At 55.3% G+C, this 23,364-nt stretch carries 19 protein-coding genes; 13 read left to right on the forward strand and 6 right to left on the reverse strand.

The annotated features are described in order from the left end of the window. Positions 1–98: 98 nt before the first annotated feature. Positions 99–1,175, reverse strand: coding sequence for a TlpA disulfide reductase family protein (locus OQ371_RS15105; protein ID WP_265988912.1), 1,077 nt, complete (start codon positions 1,173–1,175; stop codon positions 99–101). Between the two features lie 258 nt (positions 1,176–1,433). Continuing rightward, positions 1,434–1,781, reverse strand: coding sequence for a hypothetical protein (locus OQ371_RS15110; protein ID WP_265988913.1), 348 nt, complete (start codon positions 1,779–1,781; stop codon positions 1,434–1,436). A 305-nt stretch (positions 1,782–2,086) separates the two neighbouring features. On the opposite strand from OQ371_RS15110, the gene OQ371_RS15115 reads away from it, so the two are divergent. From OQ371_RS15115 to OQ371_RS15130, 4 genes are all read left to right on the forward strand, one after another. Next, positions 2,087–3,400: an aminotransferase class V-fold PLP-dependent enzyme gene (locus tag OQ371_RS15115; protein WP_265988914.1), complete on the forward strand. Its 1,314-nt coding sequence runs from the start codon at positions 2,087–2,089 to the stop codon at positions 3,398–3,400. Positions 3,401–3,451: 51 nt separating this feature from the next. After that, on the forward strand, positions 3,452–3,826 hold the full coding sequence (locus OQ371_RS15120; RefSeq protein WP_265988916.1) for a hypothetical protein: 375 nt from the start codon (positions 3,452–3,454) through the stop codon (positions 3,824–3,826). 92 nt (positions 3,827–3,918) lie between these two features. Next, positions 3,919–5,460 carry a sensor histidine kinase gene (locus OQ371_RS15125; protein ID WP_265988917.1) on the forward strand — a complete coding sequence of 514 codons (1,542 nt, stop codon included), beginning with the start codon at positions 3,919–3,921 and terminating at the stop codon, positions 5,458–5,460. Positions 5,461–5,472: 12 nt separating this feature from the next. Beyond that, positions 5,473–6,165 carry a LytR/AlgR family response regulator transcription factor gene (locus tag OQ371_RS15130; protein ID WP_265988918.1) on the forward strand — a complete coding sequence of 231 codons (693 nt, stop codon included), beginning with the start codon at positions 5,473–5,475 and terminating at the stop codon, positions 6,163–6,165. 9 nt (positions 6,166–6,174) lie between these two features. On the opposite strand, the gene OQ371_RS15135 is transcribed toward OQ371_RS15130, so the two are convergent. Beyond that, positions 6,175–6,609: an OsmC family protein gene (locus OQ371_RS15135; RefSeq protein ID WP_265988920.1), complete on the reverse strand. Its 435-nt coding sequence runs from the start codon at positions 6,607–6,609 to the stop codon at positions 6,175–6,177. 188 nt (positions 6,610–6,797) lie between these two features. Between OQ371_RS15135 and OQ371_RS15140 the strand changes: the two genes are divergently transcribed. The 8 genes from OQ371_RS15140 to OQ371_RS15175 all read left to right on the forward strand — a co-directional run bounded on the left by OQ371_RS15140 (position 6,798) and on the right by OQ371_RS15175 (position 16,802). Beyond that, positions 6,798–7,541 (forward strand): hypothetical protein, encoded by a 744-nt coding sequence (locus OQ371_RS15140; protein ID WP_310586579.1) that lies wholly within the window; start codon positions 6,798–6,800, stop codon positions 7,539–7,541. Positions 7,542–7,679: 138 nt separating this feature from the next. After that, entirely contained in the window at positions 7,680–8,558 is an 879-nt protein-coding gene (lipA, locus tag OQ371_RS15145) for a lipoyl synthase (protein ID WP_265988921.1), read from the forward strand. 108 nt (positions 8,559–8,666) lie between these two features. Further along, positions 8,667–9,881, forward strand: coding sequence for a lycopene cyclase family protein (locus OQ371_RS15150; RefSeq protein ID WP_265988923.1), 1,215 nt, complete (start codon positions 8,667–8,669; stop codon positions 9,879–9,881). Positions 9,882–10,124: 243 nt separating this feature from the next. Next, entirely contained in the window at positions 10,125–12,662 is a 2,538-nt protein-coding gene (locus OQ371_RS15155) for a DUF7133 domain-containing protein (RefSeq protein WP_265988924.1), read from the forward strand. 44 nt (positions 12,663–12,706) lie between these two features. Next, positions 12,707–13,765: a sugar phosphate isomerase/epimerase family protein gene (locus OQ371_RS15160; protein ID WP_265988926.1), complete on the forward strand. Its 1,059-nt coding sequence runs from the start codon at positions 12,707–12,709 to the stop codon at positions 13,763–13,765. Positions 13,766–13,773: 8 nt separating this feature from the next. Next, positions 13,774–14,559, forward strand: a complete 786-nt coding sequence (locus OQ371_RS15165; RefSeq protein WP_265988927.1) for an SDR family NAD(P)-dependent oxidoreductase — start codon at positions 13,774–13,776, stop codon at positions 14,557–14,559. Between the two features lie 71 nt (positions 14,560–14,630). Next, positions 14,631–15,923 carry an MFS transporter gene (locus OQ371_RS15170; RefSeq protein WP_265988929.1) on the forward strand — a complete coding sequence of 431 codons (1,293 nt, stop codon included), beginning with the start codon at positions 14,631–14,633 and terminating at the stop codon, positions 15,921–15,923. 117 nt (positions 15,924–16,040) lie between these two features. After that, positions 16,041–16,802, forward strand: a complete 762-nt coding sequence (locus OQ371_RS15175; protein ID WP_265988930.1) for an SDR family NAD(P)-dependent oxidoreductase — start codon at positions 16,041–16,043, stop codon at positions 16,800–16,802. A 17-nt stretch (positions 16,803–16,819) separates the two neighbouring features. Here OQ371_RS15175 and OQ371_RS15180 read toward each other — a convergent pair whose 3' ends face one another. Then, positions 16,820–17,734: an EamA family transporter gene (locus OQ371_RS15180; protein ID WP_265988932.1), complete on the reverse strand. Its 915-nt coding sequence runs from the start codon at positions 17,732–17,734 to the stop codon at positions 16,820–16,822. A 147-nt stretch (positions 17,735–17,881) separates the two neighbouring features. Here OQ371_RS15180 and OQ371_RS15185 point away from each other — a divergent pair, with 147 nt between their 5' ends. Continuing rightward, positions 17,882–18,715 (forward strand): ion transporter, encoded by an 834-nt coding sequence (locus tag OQ371_RS15185; RefSeq protein WP_265988933.1) that lies wholly within the window; start codon positions 17,882–17,884, stop codon positions 18,713–18,715. 4 nt (positions 18,716–18,719) lie between these two features. Here the strand turns inward: OQ371_RS15185 and OQ371_RS15190 are convergent, their stop codons facing one another. Together OQ371_RS15190 and OQ371_RS15195 are read right to left on the reverse strand one after the other, a co-directional pair. After that, the gene (locus tag OQ371_RS15190; protein WP_265988934.1) at positions 18,720–21,698 is read right to left on the reverse strand and encodes a PVC-type heme-binding CxxCH protein; all 2,979 of its coding nucleotides are present in this window, start codon (positions 21,696–21,698) and stop codon (positions 18,720–18,722) included. Between the two features lie 50 nt (positions 21,699–21,748). Continuing rightward, positions 21,749–23,320, reverse strand: coding sequence for a 3-keto-alpha-glucoside-1,2-lyase-like domain-containing protein (locus OQ371_RS15195; protein ID WP_265988935.1), 1,572 nt, complete (start codon positions 23,318–23,320; stop codon positions 21,749–21,751). Positions 23,321–23,364 lie beyond the last annotated feature (44 nt).

Here is a 23,364-nt window from a genome sequence, read left to right on the forward strand (position 1 = left end):
AAAGCCGTCCCGGTCTGACCGGGACGGCTTTTGTATTGAAACACTTCTGAGATGCCCAGTACCGAACGAAAATTATGGTAGGGATGGCTGGGCCATTTTTAACGTTTCGCGTCCCTTGGGGCGATCAGGCCGGCCACGCGCCGATCCACGGAATTTTCTCCCTCGTCCATACCCACCTGCTTGTCGATTAAGTTATTTTCTGAATCGAATAGCACCCAGACTGGAATAGCCCGCAGGTCGTATTTTTTGTTTAGTTTGATGAAAGACGTGTCCCGGCTTGCTATAAATTGATTCCAGGGCATTTTCTCCTGTTCCAACGCCTTTTTCCACTGGGCGTCTTTCGAATCAATTGAAATGCTGGTGATGGCCAGGCGGTCTTTGTGTCTGGTGTGAAGAGTCTTGAGTTGCGGTATTTCCTGCCGGCAGGGGCCGCACCAGCTTGCCCAGAAAACAACCAGATTGTATTTGTTGGGTGCCAATACCGACGAGCTAAACGTGCTATCCGGCTTCCGGAGCGAAACATCGGCCGGAAAGCCTCTTCCGGTCATTTTGTAGCGGTTGTACGTTTCCAGATTTTTGTACAGGGCGGCATTTCTCACGGACTCATCGAAAAGAGACAGAAAATGCTTCATTTCCGCGTCGCTGAACGAAGCGCTGTTTTGAGTCAGGTAGGAGAGCAGGTCGAGCGAGTAAGGGTACCGACGAATCAGGGATGTGTTTGACGCCATGATTTCGGGCGACTGCGAGGGGTTCTTTTTCAAGCCCATGTGCCGGAAGGCCGCAGCCGTCTGGGGCTGGATATCGTTGAAGATAAGACTGATGGGAGCCTGCAAGATTGGCTTGTAAGCTGTATCTCTTTCCAGCGTGCTTTTTCCCCTTTCCAGGTAAAATATGGATTCATACCAGTTCTTCTTGAACGGATTGGTATACCCTAACGCAAAATAGGGCTGGTTGGCATTGCCGCTCGTATGCACGAGACGGACCGGGTAGGGCACAAAATCTTTATCGGCTTTAATCGTAAACCGAAATTTGCCTTCTTTCACAACGACTGAATCCAGAAGCTCTCTGGTTTCTACATTCTGGATGTAAAGCTTTTTATCCTCCAGAAACGAATGGGTATCCTTTAAATCTGCTTCAATTACCGCATTCTCATCACCGCCCGTGGTGCAGCACAAACAAACAGAGATGATTGCAACAAACAGTAAGGGCCACGCTAAGGCTCTAAGGGAAGGGTACGTTTTCATCTTTCTGATTTTCAGGGGTAAATAGCACCGTTAAAATAATGAAAAAGTATAAACCCGTTAGGAATTAAACACAGGATCTTTGGGGCGTTTTGCCGCATACGCCAACCTGTGCAAGAAAGCCAAAACAGGCTTAGCCCCGAAAAACTCCGGGGCCGAGCCTGTTTTGGTAGAGGATAGGTGAATAATGTGTTAGACCAGCCGGAAGCGAACTTTGGCTTGGTATTCCTGATTTTCATTGGCGTTCGGCTCCGTCAGGAACACTTTCTTGCCCATCAATTGCTTGATCAGGGTTGCGTTCAACGTTTTGTTGTCACCGTCGGAGATGCGCAGGTCAGACAGCCGTTGCTGGGCATCGACCCGGAATTTGATGACCACGAAGTCTTCATGGTCAACTTGTTGCAAGATTTCCGGGTACAGCGCATAAGCGGCAATCTGCTGTTCCAGGGTCTGTTTGAGCGTAATTTTTTTCTGATTCGAAGCCCGTAAAGTAATGGCCAGGGCCAGGCAAAGCGTACTGAAAATCAAAACCGTTTTCATTAGTTTGTTGATACTAGAAATGTATGAATGGTGTGGATATGTCAGATTCGACAATGCAAAAGTAGGCCGGGGCCGCCGGGCCTTTTAGCGCACAACTACGCCTTTTGAAAAATGCGTAGTTTCCCCGTGCCCGTTGCCAGAAGTACGTGGGTAGATGATTATTCCAATCGGCTTTATTGAACGGTAGTGATGCCAAAGAAAGGCTAGATAATAAAGGTATTTAGTTTATTATTATTTGGTTTTAGTGCGTCGATGCCGGTTTTATTTGTACCTTGTGGCCTGATCGCCATATTCCCTCCTGAACCATGACAAGTCGCCGTACCTTTTTCCGTCAGCTCAGCACAGCCGCTGCTGCCCCTTTTGTTTTACCGGACTTTATGACCGACGCCCACCGTACGCTGCTGCAACGGCTGGAACGGGCGGGCAGTCCGCAGCAAATCGCGCAGGACGAAGATTTCTGGTCGTGGATCAAAGCCGAATACACGGTTTCGCCCAACATCCTGAATCTAAACAACGGGGGCGTTAGTCCGCAGCCCAAATCGGTGCAGGATGCACACATTCGGTTCTACCAGTACAGCAACGAAGCTCCCACCTACTACATGTGGCGAATTCTGGACCAGGGCCGCGAATCACTGCGGGCCAAGCTGGCCGATCTGGCGGGCACTTCCCCGGACGAACTGGCCATCAACCGGAATGCCACCGAGGGCCTGAATACCATCATTTTCGGCCTGACGCTGAAACCCGGCGACGAGGTGGTTCTCTCCCGGCAGGATTACCCGAATATGATGAATGCCTGGAAACAGCGCGAAAAACGCGACGGTATCAAGCTCGTCTGGCTGGATCTGAAACTGCCTTCCGAAAACGAAGACGATCTGGTCCGGCAGTACACCAGTGCGTTTACCAGCAAAACCAAAATTGTGCACGTTACGCACCTGATCAACTGGACGGGGCAGATCATGCCCGTCCGGAAAATTGCCGATGCGGCTCATAAGCGGGGAATTGAGGTCATCTGCGACGGCGCACACAGCTTTGCGCACCTCGATTACAAAGTGCCCGAACTGGGCTGCGATTACTGGGCTACAAGCCTGCACAAATGGCTCTGCGCCCCCTTCGGCAGCGGGATGATGTACATCCGCAAAGAGAAAATCAAGAACATTTGGGCGCTGCTCTCCAATACCGATCCCGACGGGGCCGACATCCGGAAATTCGAGTCGCTCGGAACGCGTTCGTTTGCTTCAGAAATGGCCATCGGCACGGCGGTTGACTTTCACCTGGGCATTGGAGCTGCCCGGAAATTTACGCGGCTCCATTACCTGAAAAATTACTGGGCCGAAAGGGTGAAAGACGTCTCTGGCGTCCGGTTGTATACGTCCCTCAAGCCCGAATTTGCCGGGGCGCTGGCCGTGGTTGGCATCGACGGAATGAAGGGCCCCGAGCTGGAAAGCCAGCTGCTGGGTACCTACAAACTGCACACGACCCCCATTTCGCTGGGCGACATCAACGGCGTTCGCGTAACTCCTCACGTGTACACGACCCCCAAAGACCTCGATCGGCTGGTCGTCGCCATCACCGAACTGGCCGGAAAACAGAGTCTGGCCGGGAAACAAAAGAAGAGCTGATCCTGTATCTTGGTCGCCGGGCTTTCTTCGTTATGGAGAAAACCCGGTCCAATGAAATTACTTTCCGCCCTTCTTTTCTTTTGCGTGCTATCCTTCCAGACCGTTGCTCAGCTCGTGGTCAATCGGGTCGATATCAATCAACTCGACATTGGGTATTGCCAGTTAATTTGTGAATACGGTAGTCTAGGCGGTAAAGCCAGGATTTATGTTGATTACGGACAGGCGAATTTTCGGGAGGGGACGGTTGGTGAATTGCGTAACTTCAACTCCGAAGGAGAGCCAACGGAACGGTTTGATACGGTTATGCAGGCCGTCAACTTTGTTGAAAAACAAGGCTGGGAAGTGGTTTCCTCCCAGGTGACGCACGCGGGGTCGGGCTCTTCCAACCAGTTCATCTATCTCATGCGAAAGAAACGGAAGGCGTAAGGCCACCGATTCGTCCCATTTTTCGGCTTGTTTAGCCCATTTGTGCCACGGCTTTTCCTTCCTGCCCTAGTTTTGGTCAAAAAACGAAAACAATGCGGGAAATAACGGGAGTCCGGCGCTACGAATTATGGTTTGCGATCTACGTAGCGGTTATTTATGTGATTCGGCGGCTTATTCAGGAAGCAGGGCGTATTGACGATATGGTGGAATCGCTGCTGCGAAACAGCAACGGCAGGCCCGCGTCGGTCGTGCTCCAGGATCTGGAACGCTACAACCACACCCTCCACAACAATGTTCCGCTAATCGTTGGTGTGCTGCTGTTTCTGCTGGCCTGGTTTGTTTTCCACTACCTGGCATACCCGGCTATCCAGGATGGCGAACAGAGCGAGAAAACCATGCTCTACGCGGGTTTAACGGTTTTGTTGCTGTTGGGCAGTGTAGCCAGTTACCACTACCTGAAGTGGCGGCCCGTATTCAGGGAAGACGGTTTCGGCGGTTTGCTCGGCATCCGGCTCTATTCCATGTACAGCAAACGGAACGTGCTGGCCGACACCATTGGCCTGGGTATCATCGTATTCGCTTACGAACTGATCAGCCAGCTTGGCTACGATCTGGACCGGAAATACCGGAAGGACTTCAAATTCGTCAGTTACCTGATCTGGGTTCCCGTGGCTATTTTTATGCTGACCTTCGCGTTGTTTGTCCAGCTGCCCGAGACGTTATGGCGGAGTTCATTCGCCGGTACACTTCTGATTTTGGCAACCATCATCCAGATCTACCTGCTTCAGAATGTGGTCTATAAGTCGATTCTGCCTTCCGTACAGGATTCCCGCACGACTGAGTTCTTTGGGCGGGTGCTGGTCTTGCTGCTACTTTGGCTGCTGCTGAACCTGATCGTCTGGGGCGCCCGCACGCAGTTTACGTATTCCGGGTCGGGACTAAACACCGGTTTGCTGCTCGTTACCTTGTTTGCTGCGGGGCTGATGGCCGTGCTGCGCCGGATAACCAACAAAGAGAAAGTCCAGCTCCAGACGCAGGTCTCCCAGACTTCGGCAGAACTGGCGGGGCTGCAATCGCAGATTAATCCGCATTTCCTCTTCAACGCACTCAACAGCCTCTACAGCACGGCTTTGCAGGAAAACAGCGAAAAAACCGCCGACGGTATTCAGAAACTGGGCGACATGATGCGGTTTATGTTGCAGGAAAATAACCGGGACCGGATTCCGCTGGAGAAGGAAATCGAATACCTGCAAAATTACATCCAGCTTCAGCGAATGCGCCTGGACGAATCGCACGGAATTGAAATCCGGGTAACAATTTCGGAGCCAAACCGCGACATTTCCATCGCGCCCATGATGCTGATTCCGTTTGTCGAAAATGCCTTTAAACACGGTATCAGCCTGCGAAACCCGTCCTGGATTTTTATCACCTTGACATTGGACCTGACAACGCTTTATTTTAAAGTCCACAATTCGCGTCATCCGGCTCCGGCCAGCGACCCGGAACGGGATCGTTCGGGCATTGGGCTGGAAAACGTCAGGAAACGCCTGGAACTGATTTACCCCGGGCGCTATTCGCTGGCTATTCAGGCGTCGGAGCAGGATTATTTTGTGGCTTTAACCATTCGCTATTAACCGCTAACCCGCATGTTAACCGCAATTGCCATCGACGACGAACCGCAGGCCCTGGAGGTCATCCGGTTACATGCCGCCAAAGTGCCGTTCCTCGAACTGAAAGCCAGTTTTACCGACGCCTTCGAGGCCATTCCATTTTTACAGAAGGCTAAAATCGACCTGATTTTTCTGGATATCAAAATGCCGGATATTTCGGGAGTCGAGTTTGTCCGCTGCCTGCCCACCGCGCCGATGATTGTTTTTACCACGGCCTATTCCGACTACGCCGTGCAGGGGTTTGAACTGGATGCCATCGACTACCTGCTGAAACCGTTTCCGCTGCCCCGCTTTCTGAAAGCCTGCAACAAGGCGCTGGACCATAAAAACGCACGCGATGGAGCCGGAGATGAATTTATTTTCGTGAAAACCGGCTACGAAGAAGAGAAAGTCTGGCTGGACGAGATTGTATACCTGGAAGCCGACGGCAACTACCTGACGTTTGTGCTGAAAAACCGGAAGCTGCTCAGCCGCCAGACCATGTCGGATGTCCTGCGGATGCTGCCCGAGAATCAGTTTGTGCGCGTACACCGTTCCTACAGCGTTTCGCTCCGGAAAATTGAAAAAATGTCCCGGAGCGAAATTACCGTTGGCGGGGTGAGAATCCCCGTTGGCGCTTCCTACGAAGAAAACGTGGCGGAGATGAAAACCCGGCTCTTGAAGAATTAGGGCCGTACCTCAGGCGTCGACTTTTTCTACTTCCTGCCACTCAAACCGCACCACCTGCTCCAGGTCCGGGTGCAGGCTGATGGCTACCGGGCAGGTGTGGGCGATGTGTTCCATCTTGGCGCGGTATTCCTCTGTAAAATGATCCGACGGCCCCATCACAATTTCAATCTCAATCCGGGAAATCCGCCGGGGGGCTTCTTTCGACATCACCTTGGTAATGCTCAGTTCGCTGGTCGGCAGTTCAATGCCGTCGCGCCGGGCTACGATGCCCATCGTGGTGATGATGCAGCTCCCTAACGCGGTGGCTACCAGGTCGGTAGGAGAGAAGGCTTCGCCTTTGCCGGTGTTGTCGGTGGGGGCGTCGGTCAGAATCCGGGTGCCGGATTGCAGGTGGGTGGCTTCCGTCCGTAAGTCACCCAAGTAAGTGGTTTGAACTGTAGGCATGCTACCAAAAACTAAATTCCTGTTGTGGGATGTATGGAAATACAAAAATATCTATTGATTCACGCAACCATCCAATCGCTCAGCCCGTTACTCAATCGGGGAGCAGGCCGGAATTGTCGGTAACGATAATTTCATAGTGTCAAAGTAAACTGTTATTTTTATCCTTACAAAAAGTTTCTACTACGACCGTGTCACGAATTCTACCGATATTTTTATTAGTGAGTCTGGTGCTGTCGGTACGCAGCGCCCGGGCTCAGAATACCGACACCGATGAGGACAAGTATTCCACCGTGACCACCTACGGCGTCACCACGAATACAAACTCCGGCATCCTGGGCGGTTTTGTTTTTCGGCATTCGAAGGTGCTGCCCGGTTTGTTTCAGGGTAAACGGCAGTTTCGCTACCTGGCGCTGGAGATTGTCAACGTGAAGCACCCGAAAGAAGTGCAGTCGCAGACGCCCTATTCCGGACAGCGGTATGTCTACAACAAGCAGAATTACCTGTTTGTCGTTCGGCCCCAGTACGGCCGGGAAGTGTCGCTTTTCACGCGGAACGCCGACGAAGGAGTGGCCATCAACGGTATTCTGGCCATCGGGCCTTCCATCGGTATTATCAAGCCGTACTACGTTCAGTATTCCACCAGCCCCGGCCAGGTCGACACCCGCCCGTTCGACCCGACCCTGCAACCCGAGCTGATCGTGGGTTCCGGCAGTTTCTTCCAGGGCTTTTCCGAATCCAAGCTGACCGTTGGCCTGAATTTCAAAGCCGCCGTTTCGTTTGAACTGAGCGCGTTCCGCAACAACATGACTGGCCTGGAAATCGGGTTTCTGGCCGAAGCCTTCCCGAAAGAGGTCGTCATCATGAACAACGCCAACAACCGCAGCGTTTACACGTCCGGATTCATTACGCTGTTCTTCGGCAACAAGAAATAAGGCCAGGGAAGCAGGAGAAACGCCGTTCCGGAAAAGACCTTTCGGGCTGTTCTTCCGCTTCCTTTTTCCTTTCGGCCTTTTTCCCGAACTTTACTTCCCGAAAATCCATTGTGTAATAAATTGGATTGAGGTTTTGCTATGATCGAACTTCCCGTAATACCCTCCGAACAACAGCGAAAAAAACGTCCCGACTGGCTACGGGTGAAACTGCCCATTGGCCCCGAATATGCCAAGGTTCGCAAGCTCGTTGATACCTATAAATTACATACCATCTGCGAAAGCGGTAATTGTCCGAACATGGGGGAGTGCTGGGGTGCCGGCACGGCCACGTTCATGATTCTGGGCAACGTCTGCACGCGAAGCTGTACCTTCTGCGCCGTGGCAACCGGCCGCCCGAATGAGTACGATACCGACGAACCCCGCCGGGTAGCGGAGGCCATCCTGCTGATGAAGGTTAAACACGCCGTTATCACGTCGGTAAACCGCGATGAACTGAAAGACCGGGGTGCCGAAATCTGGTACCAGACCGTTAAGGCGGTGAAGGAAGTGTCGCCGACCACCACCATCGAAACGCTGATTCCGGATACTAAGGGTAACTGGGAGGCCCTGACCCGGATGATCGAAGCCGGTCAGGAAGTGGTTTCACACAATATGGAAACCGTTGAACGGCTTTACCGCCGGGTTCGTCCGCAGGCCCGCTACGAACGCAGTCTGGAGCAGATTCGCCGGACGAAAGACTTTGGTCAGCGCACCAAGTCGGGCATCATGCTCGGTCTGGGCGAAACCGTCGACGAAGTTCTGAAAGCGATGGATGATCTGGTGGCGAACGGCCTGGATATTCTGACGCTGGGTCAGTATCTGCAACCGACCAAAATGCACCACGAAGTCATTGAGTGGATTCACCCCGACACGTTTGCCATGTACCGCGAAGAAGGACTGAAACGGGGACTCAAATACGTGGAATCTGGCCCGCTGGTGCGTTCCTCGTACCATGCTGAACGTCACGTAAACGTTTAAAAAATTAATCCGCCAATAAACAGACGGGGAGTAACCGAAAAGAGGATTTTAAGTCCTTTTTCGGTTACTCCCTTTTTCGTTTGCGGCTTTTTGCCTTTCTTGTTCTGAATGAAACGATACGACTTCATCATTGCCGGGGGAGGAATGGCCGGATTGAGTCTGGCTTACTACCTGAGCCAGTCGCCCCTTCGTGACCGTTCCATTCTGATTCTTGACAAAGAAAGCAAAACCCGTAACGACCGGACCTGGTGCTTCTGGGAAGAAAATCCGGGGCCGTTTGAACCGATTTTATACCGAAAGTGGGACACCGTCGAGTTTTTCGGAACCACCTACCAGGGCCTGCTCGATATCGGTCGTTTTCAGTATAAAATGCTGCGGGGAATTGATTTTTACGACCACATCCAGCACCACCTCGCCCAGTTTCCTTCCATCGAAATCCGGCAGGCCACCGTCAACCGCGTGAAAGACACCCCCCAGGGCGGGTTTGTCATTGCCGACGACGAACCGTACATGGCCAGTTACGTGTTCGACAGCACTCACGCGCTGAAGCTCGACCAGCCCGAAAACCACAACTTGCTGCAACATTTCAAGGGCTGGACCATCAAAACCGAGAAACCGTGTTTTGACCCAAACCGCCCGTGTATGATGGATTTTCGGGTGGAGCAGCACAACGACTGCCGGTTTGTTTACATTCTTCCGGTCGACGAGCGAACGGCGTTGGTGGAATACACCATTTTTAACGATCAGCTGCTGTCGGACGAACAGTACGAAACGGCTTTGTGCAGCTACATCGACCGGTTTCTGGATACTGGAACCTACACCATCCAGGAAAAAGAATTCGGCGTCATTCCCATGTCCGATGAACCCACCACCGAACGACCCGGCCGGCACGTCGTCCGGATTGGAACGGCCGGTGGCTACACCAAACCGTCGACTGGCTATACCTTTCAGCGGACGCAGCGGTACCTTCACGAAATTGTTCAGAATCTGGTCCGGAATGGCAAGCCCAAACGCCGGAAGCCGTGGCTCCGGCAGGGTTTCAAGATGTTCATGGACAGCGTCCTGCTGAATGTGCTGCAATACCGCCGTCACCCCGCCGATGATGTATTCACCCGTTTGTACGAAAACAACGCACCCGCGCAGATTTTCCGGTTTCTGGACGAAGACACCACCTTTGCCGAAGACCTCAGAATCATGAGCAGCGTCCCGATCGGCCCCTTCACCATTGCCGCTTTCGACGTCATCCGCAAGCGGGTCATTCGCGCTTATCCGGACGGAATCCGCCCCCGAATCAGGCAGCGGCAGCGACCCGCCAGTGACTAAAAGGCTGGCCAACGGCATGCGGTTTGCTAACGTACACGGGTGTGGGTTTTCTTCTCGCCCAAGCCGGATTGAAGCCGTTGACATTGTTTTGATTTATCAAACGCGAGAGGTAGCCGCCACTTCGATTGGCGTGATGTCCTGAACAACGGACGGCGTACAATAAATATGACGGTTTTGTGAGCTTTTTATGAGTAGTATTTTACAAATAAATCTTTATTGTGTAATACTGACAAATAGCTTCTCATGCGTCGGCGCGTTTACTCGATTTATCTGCTTGGGGTTGGCCTTCTGGGTCTGGTAGGATTTGTAGCAATGCGGGAGGAGAGCCCTTCGCCGGTCCGGACACCCGCCGAAGAACTGGCCACGTTCCAGTTGGAACCGGGTCTGAAAATTCAGCTTGTTGCGGCCGAGCCGATGGTGCAGGACCCGGTTGTGATTACGTTTGATGAAGACGGGCGACTGTGGGTGGTCGAAATGCGCGGCTTCATGCCCAACATGGACGGCACCGGCGAAGAACGACCCATTGGCCGCATCTCGGTGCTGGAAGACACCAACGGCGACGGACAGATGGACGCCAGCCATGTTTACCTCGACAGCCTGGTGCTGCCCCGCGCTCTGGCGCTGGTACCGGGCGGGGCGCTGGTCGTCGAAAACAGCGCCCTGTGGCTGACCCAGGACCGCAACGGCGATCTGAAGGCCGATACCAAAACCCTGATTGACCCGCAGTATGCCGGCAGTGGCCTGCCCGAACATGCCGGCAACGGCCTCTGGCGGAGCATGGATAACTGGTATTACAACGCCAAATCGCGGCTTCGCTACCGGCTCAACAACGGAAAATGGGAGCGCGACAGCACTGAATTCCGAGGGCAGTGGGGCATCAGCCACGACGACGAAGGACGGCTTTATTACAACTACAACTGGTCGCAGCTCCACGGCGATCTGGTACCGCCCAACTACCTTTCCCGCAACAAAAACCATACACCCACCACCGGCATTGACCACGGTTTGACCATCGATCGGCGGGTGTATCCGATTCGGCCAACGCCCGCGGTTAATCGCGGCTACATTCCCGGTACGCTCGATAACGAAGGGCGGTTACGCGAATTTACGGCGGCCTGTTCGCCCCTGGTCTACCGGGGAACGGCGTTGCCGCAGGAATATTCCGGCAATGTGTTTGTCTGCGAGCCAGCGGGCAACCTGATCAAGCGCAACCGGATGGAAAAAAATGGCATCATGCGGAGCGCCCAGGACCCGCATCCCGGCCGGGAATTTCTGGCGTCGACCGACGAACGGTTTCGGCCCGTTCACCAGGCTACCGGTCCGGACGGGGCGCTGTACGTGGCCGACATGTACCGGGGCCTGATTCAGCATAAAGCGTACGTGACGCCTTACCTGCGCGAACAGACCGTCAACCGGGGGCTGGTGTTGCCGGTCAACCGGGGCCGAATCTGGCGGATTGTACCCGAAAACTGGAAGCCCGCCAAACCGGTCAAACTGTCGAAAGCCTCCTCGAAGGAGCTGATCCGGGAGTTGTCGAGCCCCGACGGCTGGCACCGGGATATGGCCCAGCGGCTGTTGGTAGAGCGCAACGACAAAACCGTGCGCCCGGCGCTGCTGGATCTGGCCCGTAAAGGTAAAAATCCGTTCGGGCGGTTTCACGCACTCTGGACGCTGGACGGCCTGAAAGGAAACGACGCCAAAACTCTTTTCGGCTTGCTGGATGATCCGGACCCGCTCATCAAAACAACGGCTCTGCGGCTATTGGAACCAATGGCGAAAGCCGACCCAACCGTTCGGACGCAACTCCAAACGCACCTGCTGAAAAGCTGGCAAACTGCGCCGATTGAGCAGATTCTTCAGATGACCTTTACCGCCGGAAGTCTGGAGCCGGCGGCTGCGCATTCGTTGCTGGCCGGTATTGCCAGCCGGTACGGGGGCACGGCGCTGATTCGGGATGCCGCCATGAGTAGCCTTTACAACGGGGAATTTGCCTTCTTGCAAACCCTGCTGAAAAACCCGGAGTGGCAGGCCCACGAACCGGCGCGGGAAATTTTTCTGGAGATGCTGACGACGTCCATCGCCCGAAAACGAAACCCGGCCGAACTCACCGCCCTGCTGACATTGCTGGACAAAGAGACGCTGGGCTGGCAGGAAAAAGCCGTGCTGACGAGTTTGGCTATTCAGGGAGGCACAACGAAGAAACCAATCCAACTGGCGTCGGCACCCGGCATCCTGACCCGGGCTGATTCGGGCATTGAACCGGCCCGGCTGGCCTCGCTGGCTGCGTTGTTCGAATGGCCCGGTCATGCGGCTGTCAAAGTGGGCGAACAGAAAAAGAATCCGCTGAACGACGACGAGCAGAAACTCTTTGCGTCGGGGCGGCAACTCTACCTGAGCACCTGCTCCGGCTGCCACGGAACCGACGGGAGCGGGCTAAACCGGTTTGGCCCTCCGCTGGTGGGGTCGGATTGGGTGCTGGGCGACGAAAAACGACTGGCCCTCATCCTGCTGCATGGCATGGAAGGACCGGTGGAAGTGGCCAAAAAAGTATACAACGTGCCGGATATCTTGCCGGTTATGCCGTCGCATTCGACCATGGACGACAATTCCATCACCGCCATTTTGATGTACATCCGGAATGAGTGGGGCAACAATGCCGGTCCGATCAGCCGCCGAACCGTGGGCATGACGCGCGTGACCTCCCAAGGCCGGGTGGTGCCCTGGACCGCCAAGGAGTTGAATGATTACATGTTGGGGACGAAGACAACCAGCGGCAAATAAGTCAGCAATACCCAATCAACGAACGATTCCAACCCGATACCTGTATGGACAGACGCGATTTTTTACAACGGTCCGCCGTCGGTGTTATGGCGCTTGCGCTGCCAAAGCAGCCCGTTTTTCTGAAGGACGTACCGATGGGCGTGGTGGTCCATTCCTACGCCAGCCGCTGGAATTCGAAGACCGAAAGCCAGAAATACCCCGGTTTTACGAACGCCCTTGAACTGATTGACCATTGCAAAAGCATTGGCGCGGGCGGGGTGCAGACGGTAGTGAAAGACTGGTCGGCGGATTTTGCCAAAAAAGTGCGCGACGAACGGGAGAAAACGGGTTTGTACCTGGAAGGCTCCATTGGCTTGCCCAAAAATGCCGGGCAGGTGGCGGCTTTTGAACAGGAAGTAATCAACGCCAAAGAAGCCGGAGCGACGGTGCTGCGGACGGTTTGCTCGACCGGTCGGCGCTACGAAAACTACCATTCGCCGGAAGACTGGCAGACGTTGAAGAAAAACGCCCTGGCCTCCCTGCAACTGGCCGAACCCGTGCTGCGCAAACACAAAGTACGGTTGGCCGTGGAAAACCATAAGGACTGGCGGGCCGACGAACTGGTGGGCATCCTGAAGCAGATCAACAGCGAGTGGATTGGCGTCACCATCGATTTTGGCAACAACCTGGCCCTGCTGGAAGACCCTATGCTACTGGTAGAAACGCTGGCCCCGTATGCCTTTACGACGCACGTCAAGGACATGGGCGTTGAGGAATATCCGGACGGTTTTCTGCTGTCGGAAGTGCCGCTCGGCTACGGGATTCTGGATCTGCCGAAGATGGTGGCCATCTGCAAAAAATACAATCCGGCCGTGACGTTCAACCTGGAGATGATTACCCGCGATCCGCTGGAAATACCGTGCCGGAAGGAAGCCTACTGGACCACGTTCGGCGGAATACCGAAAACGGAAATGGACCGGACGCTGCGCCTGGTCAAACAGCATTCCTACAAAGCCGGCCTGCCCCGGTTTGCGCAATTACCGGCGGAAGAACGGCTGGCGGCTGAGGAGAAAAACATCCTTTCCTGCCTTTCTTACAGCAGCAATAAGCTGGGACTTAAGTAACCATTGGAATGACAAAAGAAATACTGCCTGGAATTAAGCAATTTGATTTAACCGGAAAAGCCGCCATTGTCACGGGCGGATCAAAAGGATTGGGGCTGGCGATGGCCGCCGGACTCGCTTCGGCGGGGGCGAATTTGTTGCTCGTGAACCGTACGTCCGAAGAAGGAGCCAAAGCCGCCGAAGAACTCAGCAAGGATTTCGGTATTTCCGCCCTTTCGTTCAGTGCCGACATCACGGACCAGAAGCAAACCGAAACGATGGCGAAAGCGGCCATGGACGCTTTCGGGCGAATTGACATCCTGATCAACAGCGCCGGAATCAACATCCGCGGGCCAATTGACGAGGTGACGCTGGCGGATTTTAACCAGGTGATGGAAGTAAATGTGACCGGTACCTGGCTCTGCTGCCGGGCCGTGACGCCGTTTATGAAAGAAGCCGGGCGGGGCAGCATCATCAACCTGGCCAGTACGCTGGGCCTGGTGGGCCTGTCGAACCGGACGCCCTACACCTCCAGCAAGGGCGCGGTGGTGCAGATGACCCGGGCACTGGCGCTGGAACTGGCCCCGTTCAACATTACCGTCAATGCCATTTGCCCCGGACCGTTTCTGACGGACATGAACGTACCGATTGCCGACACCGACGAGGGCAAGAAGTTTGTGGTGGGCGCCACCGCGCTGGGCCGTTGGGGGCAGTTGCGCGAAATTCAGGGAGCCGCCATTTTCCTCGCCAGCGATGCCGCCACCTACATGGTCGGTTCGATGCTGACCGTCGACGGCGGCTGGACGGCGAGATAATTTGACGCTTTCTGCCGGTTTGTTTACCCGGCGGAAAGCGAATACCGTAAAATCCTAAACCGAAAACCGAAATGGAACAAGTCGTTGTGGGTGCTCGCAGAAGCCGGGTGCGCTACGGAATGCTGGCGCTCGTGTTTGTCAACGTCGTCATCAATTACCTCGACCGGAGCAATCTGGCGGTGGCTGCGTCGTCGCTCAGCAAGGATTTAGAATTGTCGCCCGTCCAGATGGGCTACATTTTTTCGGCGTTTGGCTGGACGTATGCGGTTTTGCAGGTGCCGGGTGGGCTGCTGGCCGACCGGTTTGGTCCCCGGGTACTGTACGCTTTCTGTTTGATTACCTGGTCGCTGGCTACGGTATTTCAGGGATTGGCGCGCGGATTTGCCAGTCTATTTTCGCTTCGGTTAGCCACCGGGGCCTTTGAAGCCCCTTCGTACCCGATCAACAACCGGATCGTTACGAGCTGGTTTCCCGACAACGAGCGGGCGGCTGCAACGGCCATGTACGTGTCCGGACAGTTTATTGGTCTGGCGTTTCTGACGCCGGTTTTGGTCACCATTCAATATTACGCGGGCTGGAAAGGGCTGTTTTTAATCACCGGTCTGGTGGGGCTGGTCTGGGGTGTTGTCTGGTATTTTCTGTACCGCGATCCGCTGGAGCATTCGGGCGTCAATCAGGCCGAGCTGGAATACATCGAAGAAGGGGGCGGTTTGTTCCGGGGGCAAAAACGGGGTGCCGCGCCGATCCGGGTGTGGAGTGCGGCCAACCTCAAGCTGGTCCTCAGTGGCCGGACGTTATGGGGTGTTTATCTGGCCCAATTTGCCGTTAACGCTACGCTCTGGTTTTTCCTGACCTGGTTTCCAACGTACCTCGTCAAATACCGGGGACTGGATTTTATCAAATCCGGTTATTTGGCTTCCATCCCGTTTCTGGCGGCCTGCGCCGGGGTGCTGCTGTCGGGTTTTGTATCCGATAATCTGGTCAAGCGGGGCTGGTCGGTCAGTGCGGCCCGGAAAATGCCGATCATCATTGGCCTGCTGCTGTCGGTTAGTCTGGTCGGAGCCAACTACACCAACGACACGGCGCTGGTCATCTTCTTTATGTCGTTTTCCTTTTTTGGGGCCGGTATGGCCCTGATCTCCTGGGTTTTCGTGTCGTTACTAGCCCCAAAACACCTGATCGGGCTGACCGGCGGGGTATTCAATTTTATGGGCAATCTCGCGTCGATCATCGTACCGATCGTCATTGGCTACCTGGCAAAAGACGGCGATTTCAAACCGGCACTGGTGTTCATCGGTGCATTGGGCTTAGTGGGCGCCTGTTCGTACATCTTCCTGGTTGGCAAAATTGAGCGGAGGGGGTGACGTTAAGACGGGAGACAATAGACAGGCGACAAGAGATCGGAGAAAAAGGAGAAGCCGTTCAACAGTCTTTCTTCTCTTGTCTACCTTCCTTATTCTACCTAAAAAATGAGCAATACAATGAATTTTTCTGACCGATTCAAGGGTCAGGTGGCCATCATTACGGGCGGGGCCGACGGGCTGGGGAAATCCATTGCCCAGCGATTGGGCGCGGAGGGCGCGTCGCTGGCCCTGTTTGATCGGAATACGGTTTTGCTGGAACAAACGGCGCAGGAGCTAATGGCGCAGAACATTCGCGTTCGAACCTATACCGTTGATATTTCGCAGGAAGAAGCGGTGAAACATTCCGTTGCGCAAACCGTGAAGGATTTCGGGAAAATCGACGTGGTGGTGCATTCGGCGGGTATTGTCGGGCCGACCAGCACGAAAATCACGGACTACGCGACGGCGGATTTCGAGAAAGTCTGCGCCGTTAATCTGTTCGGGAGCTTTCTGATTACTAAACACACGGTTGGCCACATGGCCGGGCGCGGCTACGGCCGGATTCTGCTGATTGCGTCCATTGCCGGCAAAGAAGGGAATCCGGGCATGGTGGGCTATTCGGTCAGCAAAGCGGGCGTTATTGGGCTGGTCAAAGCCATTGCCAAGGAATACGCCACCGCCGGAATCACCATCAACGGGCTGGCCCCGGCCGTAATCCGGACCGCCATGAACGCCGACACCGCCCCGGAGCAACTCGCTTACATGACCGCCAAAATACCGATGGGCCGCCTGGGTGAGCCCGACGAAGTGGCCGCGATGGCCACCTTTATCGTTTCCCCCGAAAATAGCTTTTCAACCGGTTTTATTTACGACATTTCGGGCGGCAGGGCAACGTATTGACTGTTTGAAGACCGGCCTCAGTAAGCCGCTTCCGGCTTTTTCAGGGTTAACAAAATAACCGTCGATAAAATCAGCAATCCGCCCAGCCAGTCAATGGATTCGAACGATACGCCGAGCCAGAGAATCGAAAGGACGGTTGCCGATAACGGTTCGACGGACGACAGCAGGCTGGCGGTTTCGGCCCCGATCAGTCGGACGGCTTGCAGAAAAAACGAAAAAGCGATCACCGTGCCCAGCAGAATAACGGCTGCGGTCGACAGATACGTGTAAAGGTCCCAATGGCCCGAACCCTCCCACGGAGCGTGGACGAAACTAAAGGCGAATCCGCCGAGCAGCATTCCCCAGCCCGTAATAATCAGGGGATCGTAGCGATTGAGCAACCGCGTCGGTTGAATCGTGTAAAAAGCCAGTCCGAACGCGGCACCCAACCCCCAGAACAAGGCGTGGCCCGAGATGGAAAGCCGGTCGAAACGGCCGTGCGTAACCAGCAGGAAGGTTCCGATGGTCGCCATGAAAACCGCCAGATACTGAAAAGGCGCGGGCCATTTACGGTTTCGAAAAGCCAGGTAAATCACGATCAGCACCGGCCCCACATACTGGAGAACCGTGGCCGTAGCGGCATTGGAATGTTCGATGGCGGCAAAGTAGGTATATTGTACGGCCGGAATACCGACAAAACCAAACAGGAGAATTTGGGCTACATCGCCGTTGTTGCGCCAGAGTTGCCACACCGCCGGTCCTTTGCGAAGATAAGCCATCGTTAGCAGAATGAAACCGGAAATAAGCAGCCGGATCGTCACCAGCCATTCGGTGTTAATGCCCCGCTGGTTGAACAAAAACTGAGCAAACGCGCCGGAAACACCCCAAAAAGTAGCCGCAACAATGGCCAGCGCAAACCCGACCCACCGGCTTTTTTCATTCCCTAACTTCATAGCGAAATAAACCTATTTGACGAGATGCAAAATTATTTCAAGGGACTGGAATAGTTTCGCTCTTTTTGCACCTTCACGTAGATTTCTTGTTGCAGGCCGCCATCGGTCAGCAACCAAGTAAGCGTGAGTTTGAAGAACCGTCAACGTATGTCCACATCCGATCAAAAGCGCCCGCACACGCCCTGGCGCAGCCGCCTGCACGAGATTATTTTTGAATCCGATACGCCCGCCGGCAAGGCGTTTGATATTGCCCTGATTGGGAGCATCCTGGTCAGCGTTGCCGTTGTCATGCTGGAAAGTATGGGGCGGGTGAGGGCCGTTCACGGCGACCTGTTGCACAGCATCGAATGGTTTTTCACGATTCTGTTCACCCTCGAGTATCTTCTGCGCCTGATCAGCGTCCGTCAACCACTGCGGTATGCCACGAGCTTCCTGGGACTGGTTGACATTCTGGCCATCCTGCCCACGTACCTGAGTTTGCTTATTCCCGGCACGCAGTATCTGTTCACGATCCGAATTCTGCGCTTACTACGGATTTTTCGGATTCTCAAACTGTCTGAGTACCTGTCCGAAGCCTCCATCATCACCAGTGCGTTACGAGCCAGCCAGCGAAAAATCAGCGTTTTTATCTTGACGGTGATCACGCTGGTCATCATTATCGGTTCCATCATGTACATCATCGAAGGCGAAGAACACGGCTTCGACAGCATCCCGACCAGCATTTACTGGGCCATTGTCACGCTGACCACCGTCGGCTACGGCGATCTTTCTCCGCAAACGCCCGCCGGCAAGGCGCTGGCTTCGCTGGTGATGATTATCGGCTACGGAGTCATTGCGGTACCCACCGGAATTGTGACGGTGGAGATTTCACAGGCGGCCCAGAAAATGCGGAAGGTGTCGGCGCAGTCCTGCCCTTCGTGCGGGTCGGAAGGCCACGACGCCGATGCGGTGTTCTGCAAATACTGCGGCTCGCATTTATGACGCGTTACTGGCTGCCCAGTTCACTCAAAAACCGGATCAAATCCCGCACATCCTCTTCCGGATACGCATCCATCAGCCCGGTAGGCATCAGCGAGCCGCTTTCCGTCTGGTTCGCCAGTTCTCTCTTGTTGAGAATCCGGGTTTTCTGGGCTTCCGTGGTTTTGATGTGCAGCACCTCGGCGGTTTCGAACACCTTAATACCGTGAATGATTTCGCCCTTCTTCGTTTCGACCTGCACCCGGTTGTAGCCTTCCTTGATGTTCTGATTAGGCCACAGCACTTCCGTAATCAGCTCCCGCGATGACAATCCCCGGCCCACCGCCGACAGATTCGGGCCAATGGTGCCGCCTTTTCCGTTCAGGGCGTGGCAGGCCGAACAACTGGGGTTGGCCCGGTAAATCAGCTCCCCGCGCCGGGCGTCGCCCTGTTCTTTCACGTTTTTCGCCAGCTTTTCCACGTATTCGGGGCTGTACGGGCGGGAAATTACGGTCCGTTCTTCGGCCATTTTATTCAGGCGGTTGCTGAGTTCGGGGGCGTTGATTCCTTTAACCGCCAGGGCTTCCAGCACCAGCCGGGCCTGCGGTTTGGCAAGATTGGTTTTGCCCAGGTGCGCAGTCAGGGCCTGAAGGCCACCCCGCTGGTCGATCAGCGGAGTAATAATGGCCCGCACGGCTTCGCCCGAAAGCGCGGGCTGCTGCATCTCTTGTACCGTAGCGCCAGCCGCCAGCGCAACATCCAGTTCGCTCATGCCCTGCAACGCTGCCAGCCGGATTTTCTGGGGCGTTTCGGGCGTCGCCAGCAGTTTCTGAAGCAGGGGCAAAACCGTCCGGCCAGTTAGTTCGACCAGTGCCTTCAACCCCTCCGCCCGCACGCGTGGATCGGTTTGATTGCTCAACGTTAACACGCGGATGGTCGGAGTCAGCGGACTGATTTTCCAGGCTTTGACCAAACGGACAGCGGCCATGTTGACATCGGTGTTTTTCGAAGAAAGGCTTTTTTTGAGGAAACTGGCGGCCTGCGGTGAAATGGTCTTCGCTTCCAGTTTGCCCACGCTTTCCAGGAAGTTCGCGTCCATCTGGGCCAGCGGTTGGCTGAGAACAAAGTCGATATCAGGGATTTTTCCGGTTTTGGTCAAACTCAGCAGCAGGCTGCGCCGAACTTCCGGCGTGAGGTTTTCCAGGCTCGCCAGCTTCCGAAACTGCGCCGGGGTGTACCCGGAAGGCGGTAGAATGCTCACCAGCCAGGCCAGGTGGGACGGTTTCCCGAAAGTAAGCTTGCCGATTTGCAGAGCCGGTTCCCAAATCTCCTGCAACGCATAAGCGGTTTTGTTCAAAGCATACCGTAAGAACTTGTCCATTGGCCGGTCCAGCACCTGCGCGGCCAATGCCATTGCTTCCGGCGTCGGAACGTTGCTGACGGCCACCAGAGCTTCCAGCCGGACCCGGGCGTTTTCGTCCTGAATCAACGGTTCCAGCAGGGCCAGCGGATCGGCCAGCCGGTCGGACCAGCGCCCGGCAACGTGGGCGGCATAGGCCCGCGCCCCCGGTTCTTTTCCCTTAGCCAATTGCCGCAGCAAGTCTTCGTTGACGAGTTCGTGGCTCTCGAAAACGCCGAGGGCTTCCATCCGATCATGCTCATCGGTTGGCTCTAATCGGCCAACCCAGTCCGTTAGCGCCGGTTGTACTTCGGCCAGCGGTTTTTCGGCCAGCAATCGTTTCACCTGGTAGCGCACCCAGTGTTCGTCGGATTTTAAGTGATCCAGCAAGGCCACAGCGGATTGACCAGCCAGCTTTGGAGTCTGAACCAGAGGACGCCCGGTGGCCGTAATGCGCCAGATGCGTCCGTGGGTTTTGTCGCGGTCGGGGTGACGCATGGAAGCCTGGTAATGACCGATGATCGGGTTATACCAGTCCAGCACGTACAGCGCGCCGTCGGGACCAACTTTGATGTCAATGGGCCGGAAACTGCGGCTGCTCGACGTCAGAATCGGGTCGAGCAGCCGGGCCGTGTAGCCCGACGAATCGTTCGTTACCCGCATCCGCTCGATTTTGTTATTGTAATATCCGGCGATGACAAAATCCCCCCTGAGGTCGTCCGGCAAGTGTTTGGTCCGAATGATTTCGATGATCGAGCCTTTGATCACCAGCTTACCGATGGGCGGGAGCAGCGCCCGGTGGGTGGTTTTGACCAAACCCGGAACGGTATAAAACAATTCGGGGTCATTGGCTTTGTGAAACATTTCACCCCACTCGCCAAAGTTCATGCCCCACGGATTGACGCTGGCCATGGAGCCGTCCAGAAAATTGTCGAGCTGACGGCGCCGGGGTCGGTACCGCCAGATGGCCGCCCGGTCGGCTTTCTCGACGCCCCAGGCCGTTTCGACCCGGCTGTAAATGCTGTGCCCCTGCGAAAAAAACAATTCACCGCCCGAGCTCCAGAGAAACGAGTTGATGGTCTGGTGTGAATCGTGCGTGCCAAAACCGGCCATCAGCACCTCCCGCGTGTCGGCCCGGCCGTCGCCGTTGGCATCTTTCAGAAAAACCAGCTCGGTTTGCTCACCCAGATAAACCCCGCCGTGGCCCAGTTCAAAGCCCAGCGGCATCATCAGGTTGTCCGCAAAAACAGACGACGTATCGGCCCGGCCGTCGCCGTTTCGGTCTTCCAGAATAATGAGTTTGTCGAAGGGTTTTTTGCCGGGTTCGAGTTGCGGATAGGAGGGGATGGTCAGCACCCACAGGCGGCCTTTTTCGTCCCACCGCATGGCGCAGGGGTCGGCAATACCGAGTGCTTCGGAAGCAAACAGTTCGACCTTGTAGCCGTCGGCCAGCTGGAAGGATTTCAGTTCGGCGGCCACCGAATTATCCGTCTCGGCCGGAGCCACCGACATAACGTTGATCTGGGCCAGACCACCAGTGAGCCGACCCAACAGGAACAGACCCAGGAAAATGGTTTGACGAACGATGGGTTTGCGGGCAAAAATCATTTGGCAGAACATTCCGGTTTCAGAGATCGTGTTTCGGTGGGTAAGGCTTCTTACCGCACGGGGGCCAGCTTGCGTTGTTCGTCGGCAATGCGCTGTTCGGCTTCCCGGATCAGGGGCTCGAAGGCTTTCATTTCTTCGGGGAAAATTCGGCGGGTTTTGTCCTGCCAGTCGTGGCTAAAGGGCTGCGTCGTCCGGTCGCCGTTCAGAAACGCCCAGTTGCTGGGCCGCCAGTAATTAAACCACAGGATATTTTTCTGCCGCACTTCCCGGTTGAGCGCTTCCAGCTTTTCCAGTGATCTGACCGGCGGATTCAGGTATTTAAAAATTTGGGTCGCCACCTGTTCCTGCCCTTCTTTGGTTAAATGGATTCCGTCGACGGTAATTGGTCCGGCTAAGTCCGACGACCGCAGGGAATGAAACAGGTCAACAAAACCGTATCCTTCCGCTTCGGCCAGTTTCCGGATGGCTTCGGTGTATTGTTCGACGGGGGCCGTGTTCATCGGGTTTTCCGATTTCCCGAGCGGAGTCTGCGGCAAACGGGCGGGTTCGAACGGTATGGGGGAGAGCAGCACCAGCCGCCGATCCGGTTGGCGAATGCTGTCCAGCAATGTCTGGTAGGCGGTGATGAAGTGCGGAAGTGATTTTTCGCCCTGGAGCGACTCCATCTGGCCAAACTGCACAAATACGACCTTGGCGCCCAGACTGTCCAGATTTTTGCTCCAACTGCCAAACCCCACATCGCGGAACTGCTCGTAAACCGTGTCGCCGTCCCAGCCCAGGTTCCAGATGTGCAATCGGGTGGCCGGGAAAGCCGCGTAAAGCCGCGTCTCCAGAATACCGTCCTTGCGCATGGCGGCAATGTTACTGCCCCCGGCGAAAGCAATAACGTCACCCGACTGGAAGACCGGCATGGCGCTGCTCCGGCGTTTGTCCAGCGGCATTTTCAACTGGCGGTTCAATTCCGCTTCATTCAGCCCGGCTAACGCAACGTTGGGGTTGTGAACCAGCTGGTTGATCTTGTAGGTAACGGTTTGTGGCTCTCCGCTGTGAATCTGGAGCGCCATGTATCCCGACGCATCTCCGCCGGGATCTCTGATCGCAACGGCCAGTTTTCCGTTGATTGCCGTCCAGATCCGGTCGCCCACGGCTAGAATCTCGTACTGATTCCACTGACCGCGTTGAACGGCTTTTTCGCCCCGGTCCGACCAGTCCAGTTTCTGCCGTCCGTGTTCGTGGTAGAGCCGCCCCCAAACGTCCTGGCCCATGTCGGCCTGGTAGCCCAGCGCCTGGCCGGACGCGTCGGCTTTCTGGGAGCGAAACTGAATCCCGGCATTGCGGTCGTCCGGTTCGAGCTTGACATCGACGCTCAGGTAAAAATCCGCCACCTTGACCGACGACCAGAGAAATTTGTTTTTGTCAACCGGCTGATCAGCCCGGCCCACAATGGTACCGTTTTTTACCGACCAGTACTTCACGTCCGTGGCCGACCAGCCGGTTAGATCCCGGCCGTTGAAAAATGCTTTGTCGACCCGGGGTTGTGCCCGGCCTGCAAAAACCGTAAGGCAGAGCAGAAGCGGCAAAAACCGGCGAAAGCCGTTGCCAAAGGAGTTGGAGAGAATCATCGTTTTGTCGGGTTACAGGGGCCTTCTCAACCTGGATAGCGAGG

Source organism: Larkinella insperata (assembly GCF_026248825.1).
Lineage (GTDB): Bacteria > Bacteroidota > Bacteroidia > Cytophagales > Spirosomataceae > Larkinella > Larkinella insperata.